Source organism: Paenibacillus hodogayensis (genome assembly GCF_039536325.1).
GTDB lineage: Bacteria > Bacillota > Bacilli > Paenibacillales > NBRC-103111 > Paenibacillus_AB > Paenibacillus_AB hodogayensis.
Genome location: NZ_BAAAYO010000014.1, coordinates 430,672 through 447,202, shown reverse-complemented (window position 1 = coordinate 447,202; position 16,531 = coordinate 430,672). Strand labels below are relative to the sequence as shown.

Below are 16,531 nucleotides of genomic sequence, written 5' to 3'. Positions count from 1 at the left end.
GAAGTTCATCCGTTTGAGCATCGCACTGATGCCACGTACACTCATGTTGACGCCGTACGTTATCTTGATCCACTCGGCTACCAGCGGAAGGGTCCAGGTATAGCGCGCTTCAAAGCCAAAATCGACTGGTGTCTTTTGTTCCAGCATGGCGCCGAGCTCACTACGTTGCTCATTCGTGAGCTTCGTCGGTTGTCCGGGGGAATGATCCATTTCCAGCCCGGCAAGACCATGCTCCTGATAGGCTTGCCAATAAAGGCTGATTGTTTGGCGCGTCCGATTGAGTAAATGGCCAATCTCCTCAAACGAGTGACCTTCAAAGCGAAGGCGGACTGCAAGGTACCTCTCGTAAAGTCGTTTATCTGATGTTTCTCTCATGGACACATTGAGTTGCTCGATTTTTGCCGCACTCATTTTCATCACCACCGGGTTTTTGTTACTATTCATTACCCCATTTGGTGGTTGGCGTGACTTTGTTCGTTTGTTACTTGCGTTCTATATATATCAGCAAATTTGGTCATTTAAATGAAATGATAGTTGATTATATTGAAAAACATGGTATTGAACAAGCTCGAATTCATATACCGCAATTAATAATAAATTATGAGGAAACTGGTGGGATTAGAAGAGTTAAAGATTATACTGTAGTGTTAACACCAGAGAAGCACCACGATCAGTATATAGATTATATTGATAATAATATAGTATGCGATGTCACGTTTATAAGATATAAGAATTTGAAAAAAGTGGTCGAACTATATGTTAAGTTTATGAAAAATAAATATAGTGATAGGATTAATTATATAACAGATTTAGTAAATAGTTTGCCTACTAAATCAGCAGAATATATATTTGATGCCGATACTCTTCAGAAACTAAAACAAGTAATTTGAAAATAGAATAGCTGTGTATTAAACATATAATTTTATCTTAGAGGCTTTCACATTAAACGGCTCCTCATCTTTGAAGTTTTCAATAAAATGATTGATAAGGCGATTATTTACTGTATTTATGCATATAATAAAATATATAAATAAGGCGTACTGTTTAGTACATGTTTTCGATTTAATAAATAAAACAGTAAAATCAAGGAGTTTGTTATTACAGGCAAGAGAGAATGGAAGGGGCATTAGTTTTTGCCCCTTTTTTTCAATATACAAGATTATGATTTTAAGGCTGAATACAGTCACATCTTAGTTTATTCTACCGTCAGCATTCATCCCATGTGGAGTGCGTAATAGGAATACAACGAATCGATACGTAGAAATCCTTTGTTTTCACACTTTACGCGATTTATGACATTTACGACAGAAGGTAACGACTGCAGAAATAAGTTGATCAAAGACAAAATTACCGTTCCTGTCGTTCTGGACTTGGATTTGGATGTCGAGTGTGTAGATATGTTGAACTCCTTAAAGTGAGTAAGGCTTGAATGATTGAAAGACACTTGCTGCAGGTAGGCGGAATGTTATAAGAAGTGAGTGTATAAACACAGGGAGGTAGCAGAGCCGATTTGGTTTCTGCGCCTCCCTTTGTTTGATATTTCCCAATTGTCATTTACCATGCTAAGATGGGAATAGTTAGAGAGACATTGGCAAAGATGTCAGTTACGGTTGAGTTGCAGCTAATATAATTTTGATCTGTATAAACGATTATTTCGGTAGGTGAGAGCCACCATTCGTAGTTCTCACCTACCAGGGCTCAGTTTGCTCCGGAGTTTTTATATATAAAGCGAAATACAAAGATTTCTGGATTAGAACGAATTTTGTGAAGTACGTAAAATGGTTTTATGTGAAACTTCAAAAATCGTTAAATGAATACAATTATACATAAAGAAAGGAGTATAAAGAATGTTTAGGGACAAGGTAGCTCCATGGCTATTATTCATTCTCGGAGTCTTATTAGGATTGAATCTCTATGATTTTAATGAGTTTCAGCTCAATGTATTTAATATAGGGGCATTTTTTTTAACTCTGACTGGATTGAATCTGGGTTCTTCATCTAATAATAGAAAGAATTCTATTCTGAGATTATTAAAAAAAGTGAATATAGGTATAGGTATATTCATGATTATATTGGCCGCTTTTGCTAGCGGATTTAAATATTACAGCATCCTTTCTGAATTAGTGAACGATATAAACACTAATGCTCTTCTATTGATGGGTATAGCAGCAACCTTATGGTCCTTTAAATTGTCTGATGAAAGACAAGGCATAATGGTAGATAAAAAAAGTGAAGAGAATTTTAAATTCAGAGAGAAATACCTGGAAGAAAGGGAGTTGAGAATAAAGTGTCAAGAGGAAATAAATAAGTTGAAGAAAACAATCGAACAAAGGAGCAGACACAATGAGTAAAATTGAATTTAGATTAGAACAGAATGAAGATGAATTTTTGAAATCTTGGAGGGTTACTGACTTTGCAAACAAAATCAGTGAACTTCATTATAAACATGAATTGCTGAATGAAGTACGAAAAAGAATAAAAGAAGGAGAGAACCCACAGAATTTTTTTGTGTTTGATAAATCATTTAGTATTCACAGAAGTTATAAATATTTGGGAACACATAAGTTGAGTAGTAAAAACGGAGTGAAAAACTTATATCATTTAGGAGTTCCAATTCCCCTATACTCAAATTCTAAAATTGATGCAGTCAGGTACATATTTGATTCTTTTTCTCGGATGTATACAAAATTTAATAAGGAAACAGGAGAGGGACAAGATAAGCTAGATAAGAATAATCTTTATTTTTTTGTTAAAGAAGCTATGACATCTGATGAAAAAATTGAAATTCATAAATATCAAAAGTATTTAAACACATATGTTTCTACTATTATAAAGCCTAAATCTCAAAAGAAAATGAGGGAGTTAGTTTTTGAAGAATTAAAGAAATTGCAAGTCGATTATATGAACAGATATGAAATACAGAAAAAAATGATTGAAGTAGAAGAAGAGATCAAGTCTACTAAGACTGACTCACTGTCAAAACGTTATGATGAATTGGTAAGCAAAGTGCCAGGATTATTTGGACGTAGTTTCATAAACAATAAACGACCTATTGTAGGAGTTTATAATGGTGAAAGTAATAGTGTTGAGATACTATGTAAAAACTTTATTAAACAAAACGTCAAAGAAGAAAGACAGTTTGATCTAAAAGGAATAAGTCACAACAGTCCTTATGTTATTGTTTTTTTGGCTACTTATGTACTCGCTCAGTTGTTTTATCAAATGTATGTCAACAAAATTGATAGGCTTCAAGTACAAAATGAAATTGTTCTTGATGATATTGAATTAGTGGATGAAGGTTATGGAGAACGAGAAGAACCCAATATTGAAGCTGAAGATGTTCGAAACAAAACTCTTATTTTGGAGGTGAATAGAGATAGATTAAAAGAAGTTGCAGTTGCTTTAGAGATTTCTAAGCAACAAATTGAACTAGCCAGTATACCCCTAAGTGTAGAAAATACTTTAATTGATATTGCAAATTCTAATATCAATAAAATGGCTACGAATTTTGATCAAAATGGGTTCAGTAACGGAAGTTTGTACTTGGAGAAAACTAACCAAGAAAATTCAAAATGAAAGATTGGATAATATGAAGTGAAATTGAAATTGTGACCAGGCACAACATCTTCAGAGAAGCGCTTCTTCTGTTTGGAAAGATGCTCTTGCCCTTGGTCATCTTGCGTAACTGGCGGGGGCGGTAGCTCTCAATAATATTGGTCGTGTAGATGAGTTTTTACATAACACCGCATTAATCGAACTATTTTCTGATCCTTCAGAAATGCCCTGAACCCTTGTGCATCAAGGGTTTTTCCCGTTTACTCACTTCGCTTTTGTTGCTTGTTTTCGCATAACTTTGATTTTTTTCAGCTTAGATATACGAATCAGGCGTGAGCGGGTTATGCGCAGAAAAGGTTATGCGAACCTGAATTCTACAAGAAATACGAATGTCATATTACAGTTTTTCTACTGATAGAAGAGATGGAAAATTTGGAGGAAATGACCTGAGTGTGTTGAATTTTAAGAGAGTAGGTATATAGACTCAATTTCATTTGTTAGGTGTGATTATTATGGAATGGGCATTGAATTCAAGTTTGCAACATGTCCATGCTTCCTCCTCAGACGCGATAAGGGGCTTATCGTATACATGTCCCAGATGTAGAAAAGAGACATTTTTAAGAAAAGGAAAAAAACGAATTGCTCATTTTGCACATGTTTCAGGGCAAACTATAAAAGATTGCGAATTATATGTTCCTCCTACGATTTATGCATCAAAAGTTGAGGACAGAATAATAGATAACTTATACGAAAAAACACTGGATTTGTATGTGGAAATAGAAAAGGAAAATTGGTCGCTACATATAAAAATACCATCTCCAATTGGGCAATATACGGGCAAGGCATTCCTTAAGATTCCATTTGCATGGGATGGAGAAAGAACAATCCCACTGTCGTCTGTTCGAAGCTATGGAAAGAAAGTGAAAGTTAGATTACAATCACAAATTTATAATGTAATGGTAAATGGATGCATAAAAGACGAATGGAAAAAGAAAGTTACCCATTCTGTTAAAGGCTTGGATGAAGATATGATTACTATCTTTTACTTTTCAAAATTAGGTGGGCGAAGGCTATTACAGAATACTCCCCTTCAATGGGGAGATACTTATGTATTAATTTGTAATGATCAGAACATAAAGACTTTATTTAATTTGCCGCCTCTTATTGCCTATCGAAAATTGAAAAAAATAAATGGTTGGTCTGCTCTGGTCATAAAGTTACCAACATCTTCGGATAGCTTTGTAGAACAATGGATTAGAAATATTTTTAACAAGAGCGTAGCTGCTCCTGTCCCCCAATTAAGACTAGTATCACCAGTTTCAAGTGTAGTAGATGATCAAGAAGCAGTAGTGATTTCCCCATCTGATAATGTAATTATAGCTGTAATTGGGGAGCACGGTGCAAAAGCGTGGTCGACAATAAATGTTCAAAAGATAGAGGAAATGCAATTGATACGTCATTTAGGAAATGGTGAGATGCCTATATTGTTATCAATTGGGAATCTTCCAGTAGGAAGAACGGAGATATGGTTGGATGATGACAGGCAAAGTGCCTTGAGATTAGTGTGTCAAAATACAATACAGGCATTCGTAAAAATCAGTGGAGTCGTGTTTAAGGGAATATACTCTTCTTCGGGTACAAAAGAGACCTACAGCTTGCATTCCAAAGATGCTACGATTTTTTTTGAAATGATTCAAGAATATAAGTTTACTCTAACAGATGTCAATCTTCCGAGCAACGTTGCTCTCTTATTAAAAACACAAATGAATGAAACTGTTTTTAAGAAGGAAAAGCCTACTGAAATTGCACTAACCTTAAATCAAGCGCTACGTCAAGGTAACTATGTCTATCTTGATGCTGGAGGATATGGATGTTCTGCAATAGTGCCGTTAAAGGAAAGGGAAACTAGTTCAATTTCAATGAGTACGAGTTGGCGAGAGCAAGTGAAATGGATCTTACTGAGTGTGCGCACAATGCGACGGACAGTAGGAATGATTAGGAATGACAGCTTTAAAGGAATTGATATTAAAGAATTAAGATACTTGAATCGATCTGATAAAGAATTGCTTCTTAAAGTGTCAAAAGTAGAATTTATTCCCGTATCAATGGTACCTCAAATAAAGGAGTGTATTACTGAGTTTTTACGAACCGTATCTTATAAAAAAACTGATAGAGATTAGGTGATGGAAAGAAATGAGTTTGATTAGCTACCCCGAGGATCGAAGAATTGCAATACAGACTTATTCGTTTGACGATTTCAGAACATTTTTGGGAAATATACCCGCGGGAATTTTATCGAGTGCTATTAAGATGCTGCCTAAAAGAAAGGGTTTTCGTGCAGGCAAGGATATAGATATACGGCTTAGAGTTTATTTTGCAAGAATTGAGCGTTGGGATGATAAAGAATGGAGTTTGTTTTCAAAACTATGGATATTATGGACAGACTCGCATGCGCGATTAAAGAGCTTGCTGAACTATCAAGATGAAAATGAATTTAATAGTTTGGTAATTAAGATGATAGACAATCAAGATGAATTATTAAGAATTTTAAATAACCTAGTAATTGGGGAATTGGCACAAGATGTTATCAGAGATTGGATAAAATTTAGTCCAATCAGTATGAATGTGGACAGCTTGTGGTTAGTCAATTTAGCACCTACACCATTTACAAAAAAACTACAGGCGCGCTTAGAATTACTGGAGGAGCGATTGGTTTCAAATGTTAAGCAAAGTGAAGAGAAAATGCAAAAGATGGTTAGAGGGATCGACGAAAATGTTTTTGCGATAAGTAAAGAGTTCAAAGAATTTAGTGCGATAGCCTCCATACTGCGAGAAGAGACGTCCGTCATGGCAAAGAAATCTCAAGATATTGAAAAAAATGTTTTAGAGTTGAAAGGCGAGATTGAAGCATTAGCAAAACGAGAAGCTTTTCCTTCAAATACATATATACATTTGACCGAACAGATTGGTGTAATAAATAGTCAAAGTATCGAGCTAGTCAAACAAATTAATGAAATAGAATTAAAACTTTCAAGACAAGAGGAATCCTATAAGGGTCTTGATCTGAAAGAACTGCTCTCAAATACGCTGTGGGATAGACAAACTACTCAGGTGGCTGTGACTACAGAGAAGGTCAATCGACTCACCATAAAAGAGGTTGAATTCATACTTCCACCGATTCAACTGGCAAGTGGCCAGGACGCAATGATTCATCTGAAAAATAATTTGAATAGTCTGGGTATAAAACTGGCTGATGCAAAAGAAATTGCTTTTGAAGTACTGGCTGCAGTTCTTACCAATCAAATGGTTATGTTTAGCGGATCTATGAGCATGTTTGCTGCAGAATATTGTGCTGCTAGTCTATGTGGGAGTACTGTGAAGGTTATCAGCGTCCCATTTGGGCAAATAGATGAGCTAATTTCAGCAGAACAACTTAGGCAATGGCTTAATGACGCGGAATCTTGTCATCAACCAATAGCTATTATACTTGAAGGAATCAATAGGTCAGCTTTTGAAATCTACGGTTCTAATTTAAGAAAGTATATAGCAGAGCAAATAATAGGAAGAGCAAATTGGAATTATCCTGTCATTATTATGGCAACTCTGGTCACTGGTCCTTCGGTTTTAAGTTTAAGTAAAGAATATCTTGAAATTGGTCCAGTGTTTAATACGGATTGTATTGGGTGGAGTTACAAAAATATCGAACCCTATGTCAATGGAGTCATTGATTCAAAATTGCTCTTAAGGACAGATATGGATATTAGTGATTACTTGGAAATAGAGGATTTATTACCTGGAGGTATAATCGAACATGGCAGTATCATATGGCGAAAAACAATAGCCGCAACGTATAAAATGATGATTCAACTAGATCCCTCTTTTAATTTTTCATCTGTAAATTATGGTTGGCTAATTCCAATAACCTCATTGCATTTTAAGGAACGGATGGAGCGGCCGTTTGACGAAATAGAGTTAGATGAGCGAAGCAAGTCGCTTATCAAATATATGGCTATGGAAGAGCTATAAACATGGAAGAACCAAAAGTGCTAACTTCAAAAGAATTTATTGAGTTGACAATGTCTCACCAAACTGTTGCATTCCCTGAAAATGATTACTTTCAAAGAGAACTGTTTTTAACAGAATACTGGAGGTCCATTCTTTTTGAAATAGCTTTTAAAAGTGATTTTTCAGACGACAGTATACAACCAGTACACAATCGCAAAATCAAGAATATGTTAAGCCAAAAAGTAGATACTATATGGCCTGAATTAAAAGACGAAAATTTAAAAGAGCAAACGGATTTTACTAAACCTGTTCGCATATGCTTGGAAAAAATTGGTGATACAGTTCACTTGGGAAGTGGATTTTATGTTCCTTTGCCATTACGGATGATTGATCTACCGGAAAGTGAGTACGCAGTTATTGTTGGAGGAACATCTACGACATTAATTCGAAATATGATCCCTAGTGCACGAATTTCAGGATACGGGCGAATAGTTGAGAAGAAAAGAATACCTGACTCAATAAAAACGGATCGGCATTTATGGCAAGATTATTCAAATTGGATAGGATGGAAACCTGGAAACATTAACAGTTGGATGACGTTGCAAATGCGTCAATTGTCTACTTTAGGAAGCCAAAGTATTCAAGGATTTGAAGAGTTTGAAGTGTATAATTCTTTGGGGCATAGGGAACGCGGTAATAGGTCTTTCTGGATTGATCAAAGAACAATTCAAGTACAAAAATTATCAGGAATATTGTTTTGTAAAACAGTAGACTCAAATAGACGTTATTTCTTGGGAGAGCTAAAAGATGGTTATTTGTTGAAGGAACTGACAATCACAGATGCTGACACTATTAGATGGTTGATGATAGGCTTTCGATTAGAAAGTGGACGATCCCCAATAGCCCGCTGGAATGATAGTTTTTTGAAAGTCAACTCTCCACTCCCACAGGCATTAGAACGTCATATGTTAGTTTTCTCGCTAAAACAGAATGCTTTTGAGTACTACGTATGTGAACAAGTGCAGGATCATGTTGAACAGTTCTTGAAATCACACGGATATGAGATTATGGGTACAAGGAGGAACCACAATGAGTGATGCATACGGTGCATTTGAAGTTTCCAAGGCGTTGCACAAGACTTTACGGTCTTATCTTGAATCAGCGTATCATATTAAGAATGAAAGTTTAATTAGAGAGAGGAATCTTTTGCTTGATCAATTTGGCCAGATAAGCCAACAACCTTTTATTGAAGCAACGCCGAGTTATCAGCTAGGCTCATCATATGAAAAATTAAGTATTCCAGACGCAGCCAAAGATATTTTATTACAAGTTTCTCAATTGAGCAACCCTAGCGTAGGTGTATTCCCCAGTCCCTATACTCACCAAGCTAAAGCGCTTGAAGCTTTTTTAGATGAGGATGAAGATATCATTGTTGCTACAGGAACGGGGTCAGGGAAAACAGAGAGTTTTTTGATGCCAGTTCTAGGATCGTTAGCAATAGAGGCTGCTGATCGTCCAAATGTAGCTTCATTGCGCGGTTGCCGGGCTATTCTATTATATCCAATGAATGCACTGGTCAATGACCAACTCGGAAGAATAAGAAAACTGTTTGGTGATGAGCGAGTTGCAGCTTTATTGAAGCAAGGTCGAGCTAGAAATGTTCAGTTTGGATCATACACTTCAAAAACCCCTTATCCAGGGGTGCATAAGTCTGCGAAGACTACAGCGCATATTGAGCCTTTGTTTGAAAGGTTTTATTTGAAGTATGCTGGGGATGTCAATAAAGTTCGTGAACTTCAAGCCAAAGGGAAGTGGCCTAGCAAGGATCTTATTAAATTCTATGCTAAACATAAGGAACAGAATGAAACATATCGAACAGGCAAGCGTCAAGGGAAGCTTAGAATTTTAAGGAATTGGCATGAGCGTTTGAAAACACAACCCGATGATAGGGAATTATTGACTAGACATGAAATGCAAAAATTATGCCCAGATATCCTTATTACCAACTACTCGATGTTGGAATACATGCTAATGCGTCCAATTGAGAGGAGTATTTTTCAGGATACAAAAAAATGGCTAGAAGCCGATCATAGAAATAAGCTAATTCTAATTTTAGATGAAGCACATATGTATCGCGGAACTGGTGGAGCCGAAGTTGCTTTTCTAATAAGAAGGTTAATGGCCAGACTAGGAATTGATCGTAATAGAATGAAATGCATACTCACAAGTGCTAGCTTAGGAAAGAGTGAGGCGGACGAGCAGGCTATTATAAATTTTGCTGGTGAACTTACAGGTATCAATGAAAAAACATCGCGTAAATTCCAATTGATTACGGGTAATTTGGAGTTGCGTCATGGAGCACATAGGGGAAGTACAGAAGAGGCCATAAGTTTGTCACGCATAAATCTTTCCGTAATTCAGAATACCTTAGTAAATCCGGAGGCTGCGATTAAAGAATTTAATGCTGTAGCAGGCATGCTAGGAATGGACCGTTTTAATGGCAACGAGGTTAACGAATTTGTTAATCACCTTTTTTATCAACTGTCAGGATGGGGCCCAGTTGAGCAGATGATTAAAGCTTTAAGTGGGAACACTGTACCATTACATCGTCTATCAAACGAACTCTTCCCTATTCAGGATACAATGATCGCCCAGCAAGCGACTGAAGTTGTTTTGGCTTTGGGAGCACTTGCTAAAAGAAAAGTTGATAATAAAGTCCTGCTGCCTACAAGAATGCATCTGTTTTTTAGAGGTATTCCAGGTCTATATGTTTGCACCAATCAGGGCTGTGAGGGGAGATTAGATAGAAGAGAAAAGCAATCAATATTAGGGCGTTTGCATACTGTTCCTATGTTGAACTGTAATTGCAAAAAAAATGCCCGAGTGTATGAATTGCTTACTCATCGAGATTGTGGTGCTGCATTTATAGTTGGATATGTTCATGGTGAGAATGGTGACTTTTTACTCCATGAGCCTACAAATATAACTGGAGTAAATGATGAGAATGAAGATCGTCTGTTTAAAATTCAGCTGTTAGTTGATGGTCAACCTAACGAGCGAGATATTGAAAACAGTGTACCTGCATGGCTAGATATCAGTTCAGGTAAGTTATTTAACAATGAACCGCAGACAACAGAAGGGTTCCTGAAAGTTTATAAACCAATCAGTTCCGGATCTGGAGATAAACTATTTCAACGTTGTCCTATTTGTTTGAAAAAATGGAAAAAGAATAGAAGTAAGATTATGAATCTGGCTACAAAGGGAGAGGCTCCGTTTGCAAACCTTGTTAAGGCTCAATTGTTTAATCAACCAGCACAACGTAGAGAAAGCGATGAATTTCCGAATGGCGGAAGAAAAGTTTTGTTGTTCTCTGATGGGCGACAGAAAGCAGCTCGCTTAGCGAGAGATATTCCAAGAGAAGTTGAATGGGATACTTTTAGACAAGCAATTGTTTTGGCTGCTGTTCGATATAAAGAAGTATGTAATAGAGACCCCAAGATAAATGATGGACTCTATATTGCCTTTGTGTCGGTCGTAGCGGAATTCAATCTCCAGTTTTTTGATCGAGAGGATAAAATAGCATTGCTTAAGCATGTTCGAGATTTTAAAGAAGACTATGATGGATCTTTAGAATTTGCAACAGAACAGCAATGGGAGTGCAGACCTTCTTCCAGTTACTATAAAGCAGTCCTGCGACAATTGTGTAATAAAGAATATTCGTTAAGGGCTGCGATGGTTGGATATCTTGTACCTACTAATCTAATGGTACAAAAGATAAGTAAAGAAGTATCGGTAATTACGGATAAACTAGATGCTTCCCATATAGAAGCTTTAACTAACTATTATATTGAAGATATTTTAGAGGATTTTGCTTTTGAATTAGAGACAAAAATATCTGCATCTATAAGGCGAAAAGCGGCCGGATACCCGCAAAGTTCATGGACAAGTTCAGGGAAGATTGGAGAAGAACAAAGGTTTATCTTAGAAGAATATTTTAGATGTACCCCAGAAGAAGTAAAGAGTATTCAAGAAATTTTGCGTAAGAGACTGTGTCATAAGGTTGGCGATGCCTATGTTATAGACAGTAATGATGTTGTATTAAAGATTGACATCGATTCAAATTGGTACAAATGTAACAGTTGCACCTTTATATCTCCTGTTAAACTGGGGAATTACTGTGTTAACTGTGGCGACAAGGATATCATCATTCTTGATCCTGACACCCATGACTACGTGCAGGCACGAAAGGGATTTCTACGTACTCCAGTCGTGCAGTCTATACGCAATGAAAGCAGCCCTAAATACGTAACTGCTGAAGAGCACACAGCACAGCTATCACATAAAGATGCAGGTGAAATTTTTGCCTCGAACGAAATATATGAGTTGCGTTTTCAAGATGTAAAACTAGAACAAGATGAATTAGTAGAAGGTTCAGTAGATGTGCTGAGTTGTACCACTACAATGGAAGTTGGAATTGACATAGGCTCTTTAGTTGCTGTTGGACTAAGAAATGTCCCGCCTCAACGTGAAAATTACCAACAGAGAGCAGGGAGAGCAGGGCGACGAGGCTCGTCACTGTCTACAGTTATTACTTATGCTGAAGGAGCGCCGCATGATAGTTTCTATTTTCAAAATCCAGAGAAAATTGTATCGGGTTCTCCTCGATTACCAATGATTAAAGTGAATAATACTAAGATTGCCAAAAGGCATGTGTTTGCATTTATGTTTCAAACCTTTTTTCATGAAATGATTAATAGAAGCGAAGTGAAAATAGATGAGGATAAGACATTATTTGCTGCTCTTGGTTCTGTCGCAGACTTTTTCGACATGGATTCAGATAGCCAATTCAACAAATCCAAATTTATCGAATGGATTAAACAGGGTATTTACGAGAATAAAACTCTGGTTGACCGTATTATTGAGTGGTTGCCAGAAAACATAGCAACTGACAAAATTAAATGTGTGCACGACTTCATAGAAGAATTGTTGTCGAAACTGGAATCAGTTTTATCAAGTAACATAAATAATGACGAGACTACTGAAGAAGATGATGAAGATGAATTTGATCTAGGTACCAATAGAAATGAACTTCTTAGTTATTTATTTGATGAAGGTTTTTTACCGAGTTATGCATTTCCAACGAGTCTTTGCAGTTTTCCAATCGAGGTAAAGAAAGAGAAAGGGAAAAATAGTTTCAAGATAATTACCAAAGAATTGCCACAGCAATCTATTGATCAGGCATTGAGTGAATATGCGCCTGGAAGGTTAGTGGTTATTGACAAAACGACGTATCGATCAGGTGGGATTGTAGCAAATGCAGCAAGAGTTACGGATATCAATCGAGCAGAAAAGCTTTTCCAAGCGAAATCTAATTTTAGAAAATATGTGTCCTGTAGGAGATGTACATTTGTTCGTGACATAGATGAGGCTGAAAAATTAAGTGATAAAGATCCATGTCCTGTTTGTGCAGGTACACTTGATTCAGGAAAACTTTTAATACCCGAAGTATTTCTTCCTGAAAAGGGAGCAGCTATCATAGAAGGTGATGATGAACAAGAACTGACGTATGCTACAACCGCGCAATTCCCTCTTCCGTTATCTGAGGATGACATTGGGGGATGGACAAGAATTGGTGAAAAGTTGATTTCTGTTCAGGCGAAGGATCAATGGCTCGTTACAATTAATAAGGGCAATGATGAGAGCAACGCTGGATTTTATGTATGCGAGTCGTGCGGAGCAGCAAAGGTTGTTGATCCAGAAGACAAAAAGTCTCCTAACGTTTCTCATGATCGCCCCTATCAAGTGGAACCTGTTTATGGTGTTCAGGTGCCGTCCAAATGTCAGGGTTTATTTCAAAACGTATTTTTAGGACACGACTTTAAAAGTGATTTGTTGCTATTGCGTTTAAATATAGAAGAACCACTTATCAGTTCAGTAAATCTTAATCTTGACAACCATATCATTAATGACGCCCTGCGGACAGTTTCTGAAGCCTTGTTATTATCAGCTAGTAGAGAATTAGATATCGATCCCGCGGAGTTCAAAGTTGGCTTTAGACTTGTGAAATTAAATCCAGATGATCCATTAAGAGCGGATATTTACATGTTTGATTCCCTCGCAGGTGGTGCGGGATATGCAGAACAAGCAGCTCACAAGTTGCCAATGATCCTAAATAAAGCCTTGGTTCTATTAGAAAATTGTCATCAAGAGTGTGACCGTTCTTGTACGGATTGTATTCGGCATTATCAAAATAGGTACTGGCATATTCATTTGGATCGTCATTTAGGCGCAAGTTTGTTGAGATACATGGTTCATTCTACGGTACCCAATATTTTGGAAATTGATCGACAAAGAAAAGTTCTTGAGCCATTGGTTAGAATTTTAGAATTGGAAGGCTACACATGTAAAGATAGTGTGAGTTATAATGGAATTCAGGTGCCATGGGTCATAAGCTCTCAAAATCGTCAAATCGCTCTTGGTGTAGCTCCAAGTCTAATTGATAAAAACCATATAGAAAAACTCCATCCTCTCGCAAGACATTATACTGAAGCTCAGTTATTATTGGTTAATGAATATCTAATAGGAAGAAACTTGTCCTTGGTCTACAAGCAGTTTAAAGAGAAAATTGAAAAAAGTTAATTTTGCTTATAAAAATGTTACCTCCGAAAGGTGGGAGGTAACATTTTTATTTTAGGCGGTTAGGTGAGAGTTGATGATTAATAGAAAAACCATATTACAGCCTTCTCTATCTGAAGAAAACTTGAAGAAGCTAAATGAAATATTAAAACAGGCTCTAGACATCCCTGAGGGGGAGGAAAGGGCTCATTGGATCACAAATATAATTTCAGAGCAGGATAATGAAATTCTAGATAGCATTAAGTTCCGAAGCTTATTGCTGTTGTTAAGAGATTTATTTCTACAGGGATGGGACTTGAAAATTGAAGACAAAACAGTGAGCATTCATCATCCTGAAACACCAGAAAATATGGAAAAAAAGCAGTGGTTTAGAGAGGCATTATTCTATGAAAGAAACAAGCAATTAGAGAGTGATTCATTTAAAAAGTTTATATTTAGAATGGAAAGATACAAAAAATATAAGGGGAAAGTGGTGTCTATAAAGAGTTTAACTGCACCTGTTAATCGACTTCTAAGTACTATTCAAGAACAAAAGGGGGATGCAATAAGACCCTACTTACAAATTGTACAGAGTAGTACTGATCGGGATGAGCATACCGGATATAGGCTTCTAGATATTTGGAGATATTTCCGATTAACATGGACATTACCTCATAAGCCTACACCAGGGAGAAACATTTTTGTTTTAGTGAGAGATTCTGCACAGGAGTATCATCCAGTTATAGGTATTGCTGCTCTCGGCAGCAGTATCGTACAGATAACTTGCCGCGATAACGAAATAGGATGGACCATCGAAAGCTTGCGGGAACGTCTTCAAAACATGGACGAACTTTCTGCTCAACAAGTAGTAAATGGCTTATCGCACTCCATTGAAAGATCAATATTAGAAATTCAGTCACGAGATTTAATAAATGAAGATATAAATCTCTTGAATGTTAATGAGTATATAAATGATCTAAATGAGTTTTTGGAAAGTGAAAGTGATACGGTTGCAGAAGCTCCTAAAATTACTTCAAATATTAATAATGCTGATTGGGATAATGTTTGTCGTGGTTTGTTTTATAAGAAAAAACGGGCTAAGACGCTTCTTAAGTTATTCAAGGCACAGGACTTTTTTAATCATTTAAATTTAAATGAACCCCAAGAGTCGTTGCAACAGCTTGTACAAACTTCACGTGGACGATCAGCTTTATCTGTAGCGCTACAGTCGAATAAAAAAGAAAAAGTTGGCGCGAATATGATGGATATTATCGTTTGCGGCGCGGTACCACCATACAACTTTTTGTTGGGAGGTAAACTGACTGCATTGTTGATGATGAGCCCTCAAATCATCCGAGCTTACGAAGAAAAATATAGAAATCAGGTGTCAGTAATTGCTTCAGCAATGAAAGGTGAGCCTGTTATCAAACCTGCTCAGTTAGTTTTTCTAGGAACAACAAGTCTTTACGAGTCCGGAAGTAGTCAATACAACAGACTATATATTCCATCCCATGCTATCAATAGTAGCGAGCCTCCAAATAAGATTGGGTATCAATCATTAGGACTCACTAAAGGTTTTGGTACCGTATATATTTCTGATGAAACAGTTGAGTCATTTTCTGAATTAACTACAAAAATACATGGGAGACGTATAGTAAGTAATACTTTCGGGGAAGGAACTAGCCCTAGAATGCGTTTGATACGGGCAGGGTTAGATGCGCTAGGACTCCCGTCCGAACATTTGCTTAATCACAGTTTTAAAAGAATCGTATATGGCATCAAGTTAGCTGAGAATGCGTATGAGTACTTGCGAGGCGAAGAGGATAGGCCAGATTATTACTTATGGCAAAATACTCCGGTTCAGACGACTGAGGAAATTTGTGGATTTTGGAGAGAACGCTGGTTATCGATGAGGATTGAAAATCATAGGGTAATACAACAATTAAGTTACTTTAATATTGACAACTTTTTATTGGGTAATAAATTGAACGGTAATTAAAGATTTGTAGCTGATTTAGGGAGACTCCTGGGTCAGCTTTTTATTTTTTGAAGTCAATAGATTCGGGGGGCCGATTTGACCCCGAATTTGAAACGGGAGGCAGAGGGAATGAATCCTCAGTACGCCTTGAGAATCGAATATTTACCTTATCCAGTACATTCCCCGTATGCCCAAATAGGGAAAGCCAATTTGCTGGTAAGCTACGACCATCCTTTTTATGAGGATGTGCCTGTAATTCAATCGTTAAGCAAATACGTAAATTTTTAGTGACATTTGTGAAAATCGCAGGTTTTAAATGACCGAACTTTTTAATGACAATTCGATTTGAAAACTTATATATCTGATCCGCTCTAATAG

The 16,531-nt window shown here is 36.8% G+C and carries 9 protein-coding genes and 1 pseudogene; 8 read left to right on the top strand and 2 right to left on the bottom strand.

Annotated features, from left to right (window positions below):
- Positions 1–411, bottom strand: a 411-nt coding sequence (locus ABD796_RS29985; RefSeq protein WP_344915375.1) for a helix-turn-helix domain-containing protein, incomplete at its 3' end; no start/stop codon positions are given.
- Between the two features lie 53 nt (positions 412–464).
- Here ABD796_RS29985 and ABD796_RS29980 point away from each other — a divergent pair.
- From ABD796_RS29980 to ABD796_RS29970, 3 genes are all read left to right on the top strand, one after another.
- Complete coding sequence (locus ABD796_RS29980; protein WP_344915373.1) at positions 465–890, top strand: hypothetical protein; 426 nt, start codon at positions 465–467, stop codon at positions 888–890.
- A 957-nt stretch (positions 891–1,847) separates the two neighbouring features.
- Positions 1,848–2,351 (top strand): hypothetical protein, encoded by a 504-nt coding sequence (locus ABD796_RS29975; RefSeq protein ID WP_344915371.1) that lies wholly within the window; start codon positions 1,848–1,850, stop codon positions 2,349–2,351.
- The gene (locus ABD796_RS29970) at positions 2,344–3,576 is read left to right on the top strand and encodes a hypothetical protein (protein ID WP_344915369.1); all 1,233 of its coding nucleotides are present in this window, start codon (positions 2,344–2,346) and stop codon (positions 3,574–3,576) included. Before ABD796_RS29975 ends, ABD796_RS29970 begins: the two co-directional genes overlap by 8 nt.
- Positions 3,577–3,598: 22 nt before the next feature.
- On the opposite strand, the pseudogene ABD796_RS35725 reads toward ABD796_RS29970, so the two are convergent.
- Positions 3,599–3,733, bottom strand: a pseudogene (locus tag ABD796_RS35725) (IS256 family transposase); the annotation flags it as partial.
- A gap of 334 nt (positions 3,734–4,067) precedes the next feature.
- On the opposite strand from ABD796_RS35725, the gene ABD796_RS29965 reads away from it, so the two are divergent.
- The 5 genes from ABD796_RS29965 to ABD796_RS29945 all read left to right on the top strand — a co-directional run bounded on the left by ABD796_RS29965 (position 4,068) and on the right by ABD796_RS29945 (position 16,174).
- Positions 4,068–5,735, top strand: coding sequence for a competence protein CoiA family protein (locus ABD796_RS29965; RefSeq protein ID WP_344915367.1), 1,668 nt, complete (start codon positions 4,068–4,070; stop codon positions 5,733–5,735).
- Between the two features lie 13 nt (positions 5,736–5,748).
- On the top strand, positions 5,749–7,581 hold the full coding sequence (locus tag ABD796_RS29960) for a coiled-coil domain-containing protein (RefSeq protein ID WP_344915365.1): 1,833 nt from the start codon (positions 5,749–5,751) through the stop codon (positions 7,579–7,581).
- A 2-nt stretch (positions 7,582–7,583) separates the two neighbouring features.
- Positions 7,584–8,657 (top strand): hypothetical protein, encoded by a 1,074-nt coding sequence (locus ABD796_RS29955; protein ID WP_344915363.1) that lies wholly within the window; start codon positions 7,584–7,586, stop codon positions 8,655–8,657.
- On the top strand, positions 8,650–14,199 hold the full coding sequence (locus tag ABD796_RS29950) for a DEAD/DEAH box helicase (protein ID WP_344915361.1): 5,550 nt from the start codon (positions 8,650–8,652) through the stop codon (positions 14,197–14,199). The genes ABD796_RS29955 and ABD796_RS29950 overlap by 8 nt, the downstream gene beginning before the upstream one ends.
- A gap of 73 nt (positions 14,200–14,272) precedes the next feature.
- On the top strand, positions 14,273–16,174 hold the full coding sequence (locus ABD796_RS29945) for a Druantia anti-phage system protein DruA (RefSeq protein ID WP_344915359.1): 1,902 nt from the start codon (positions 14,273–14,275) through the stop codon (positions 16,172–16,174).
- Positions 16,175–16,531: the final 357 nt, after the last annotated feature.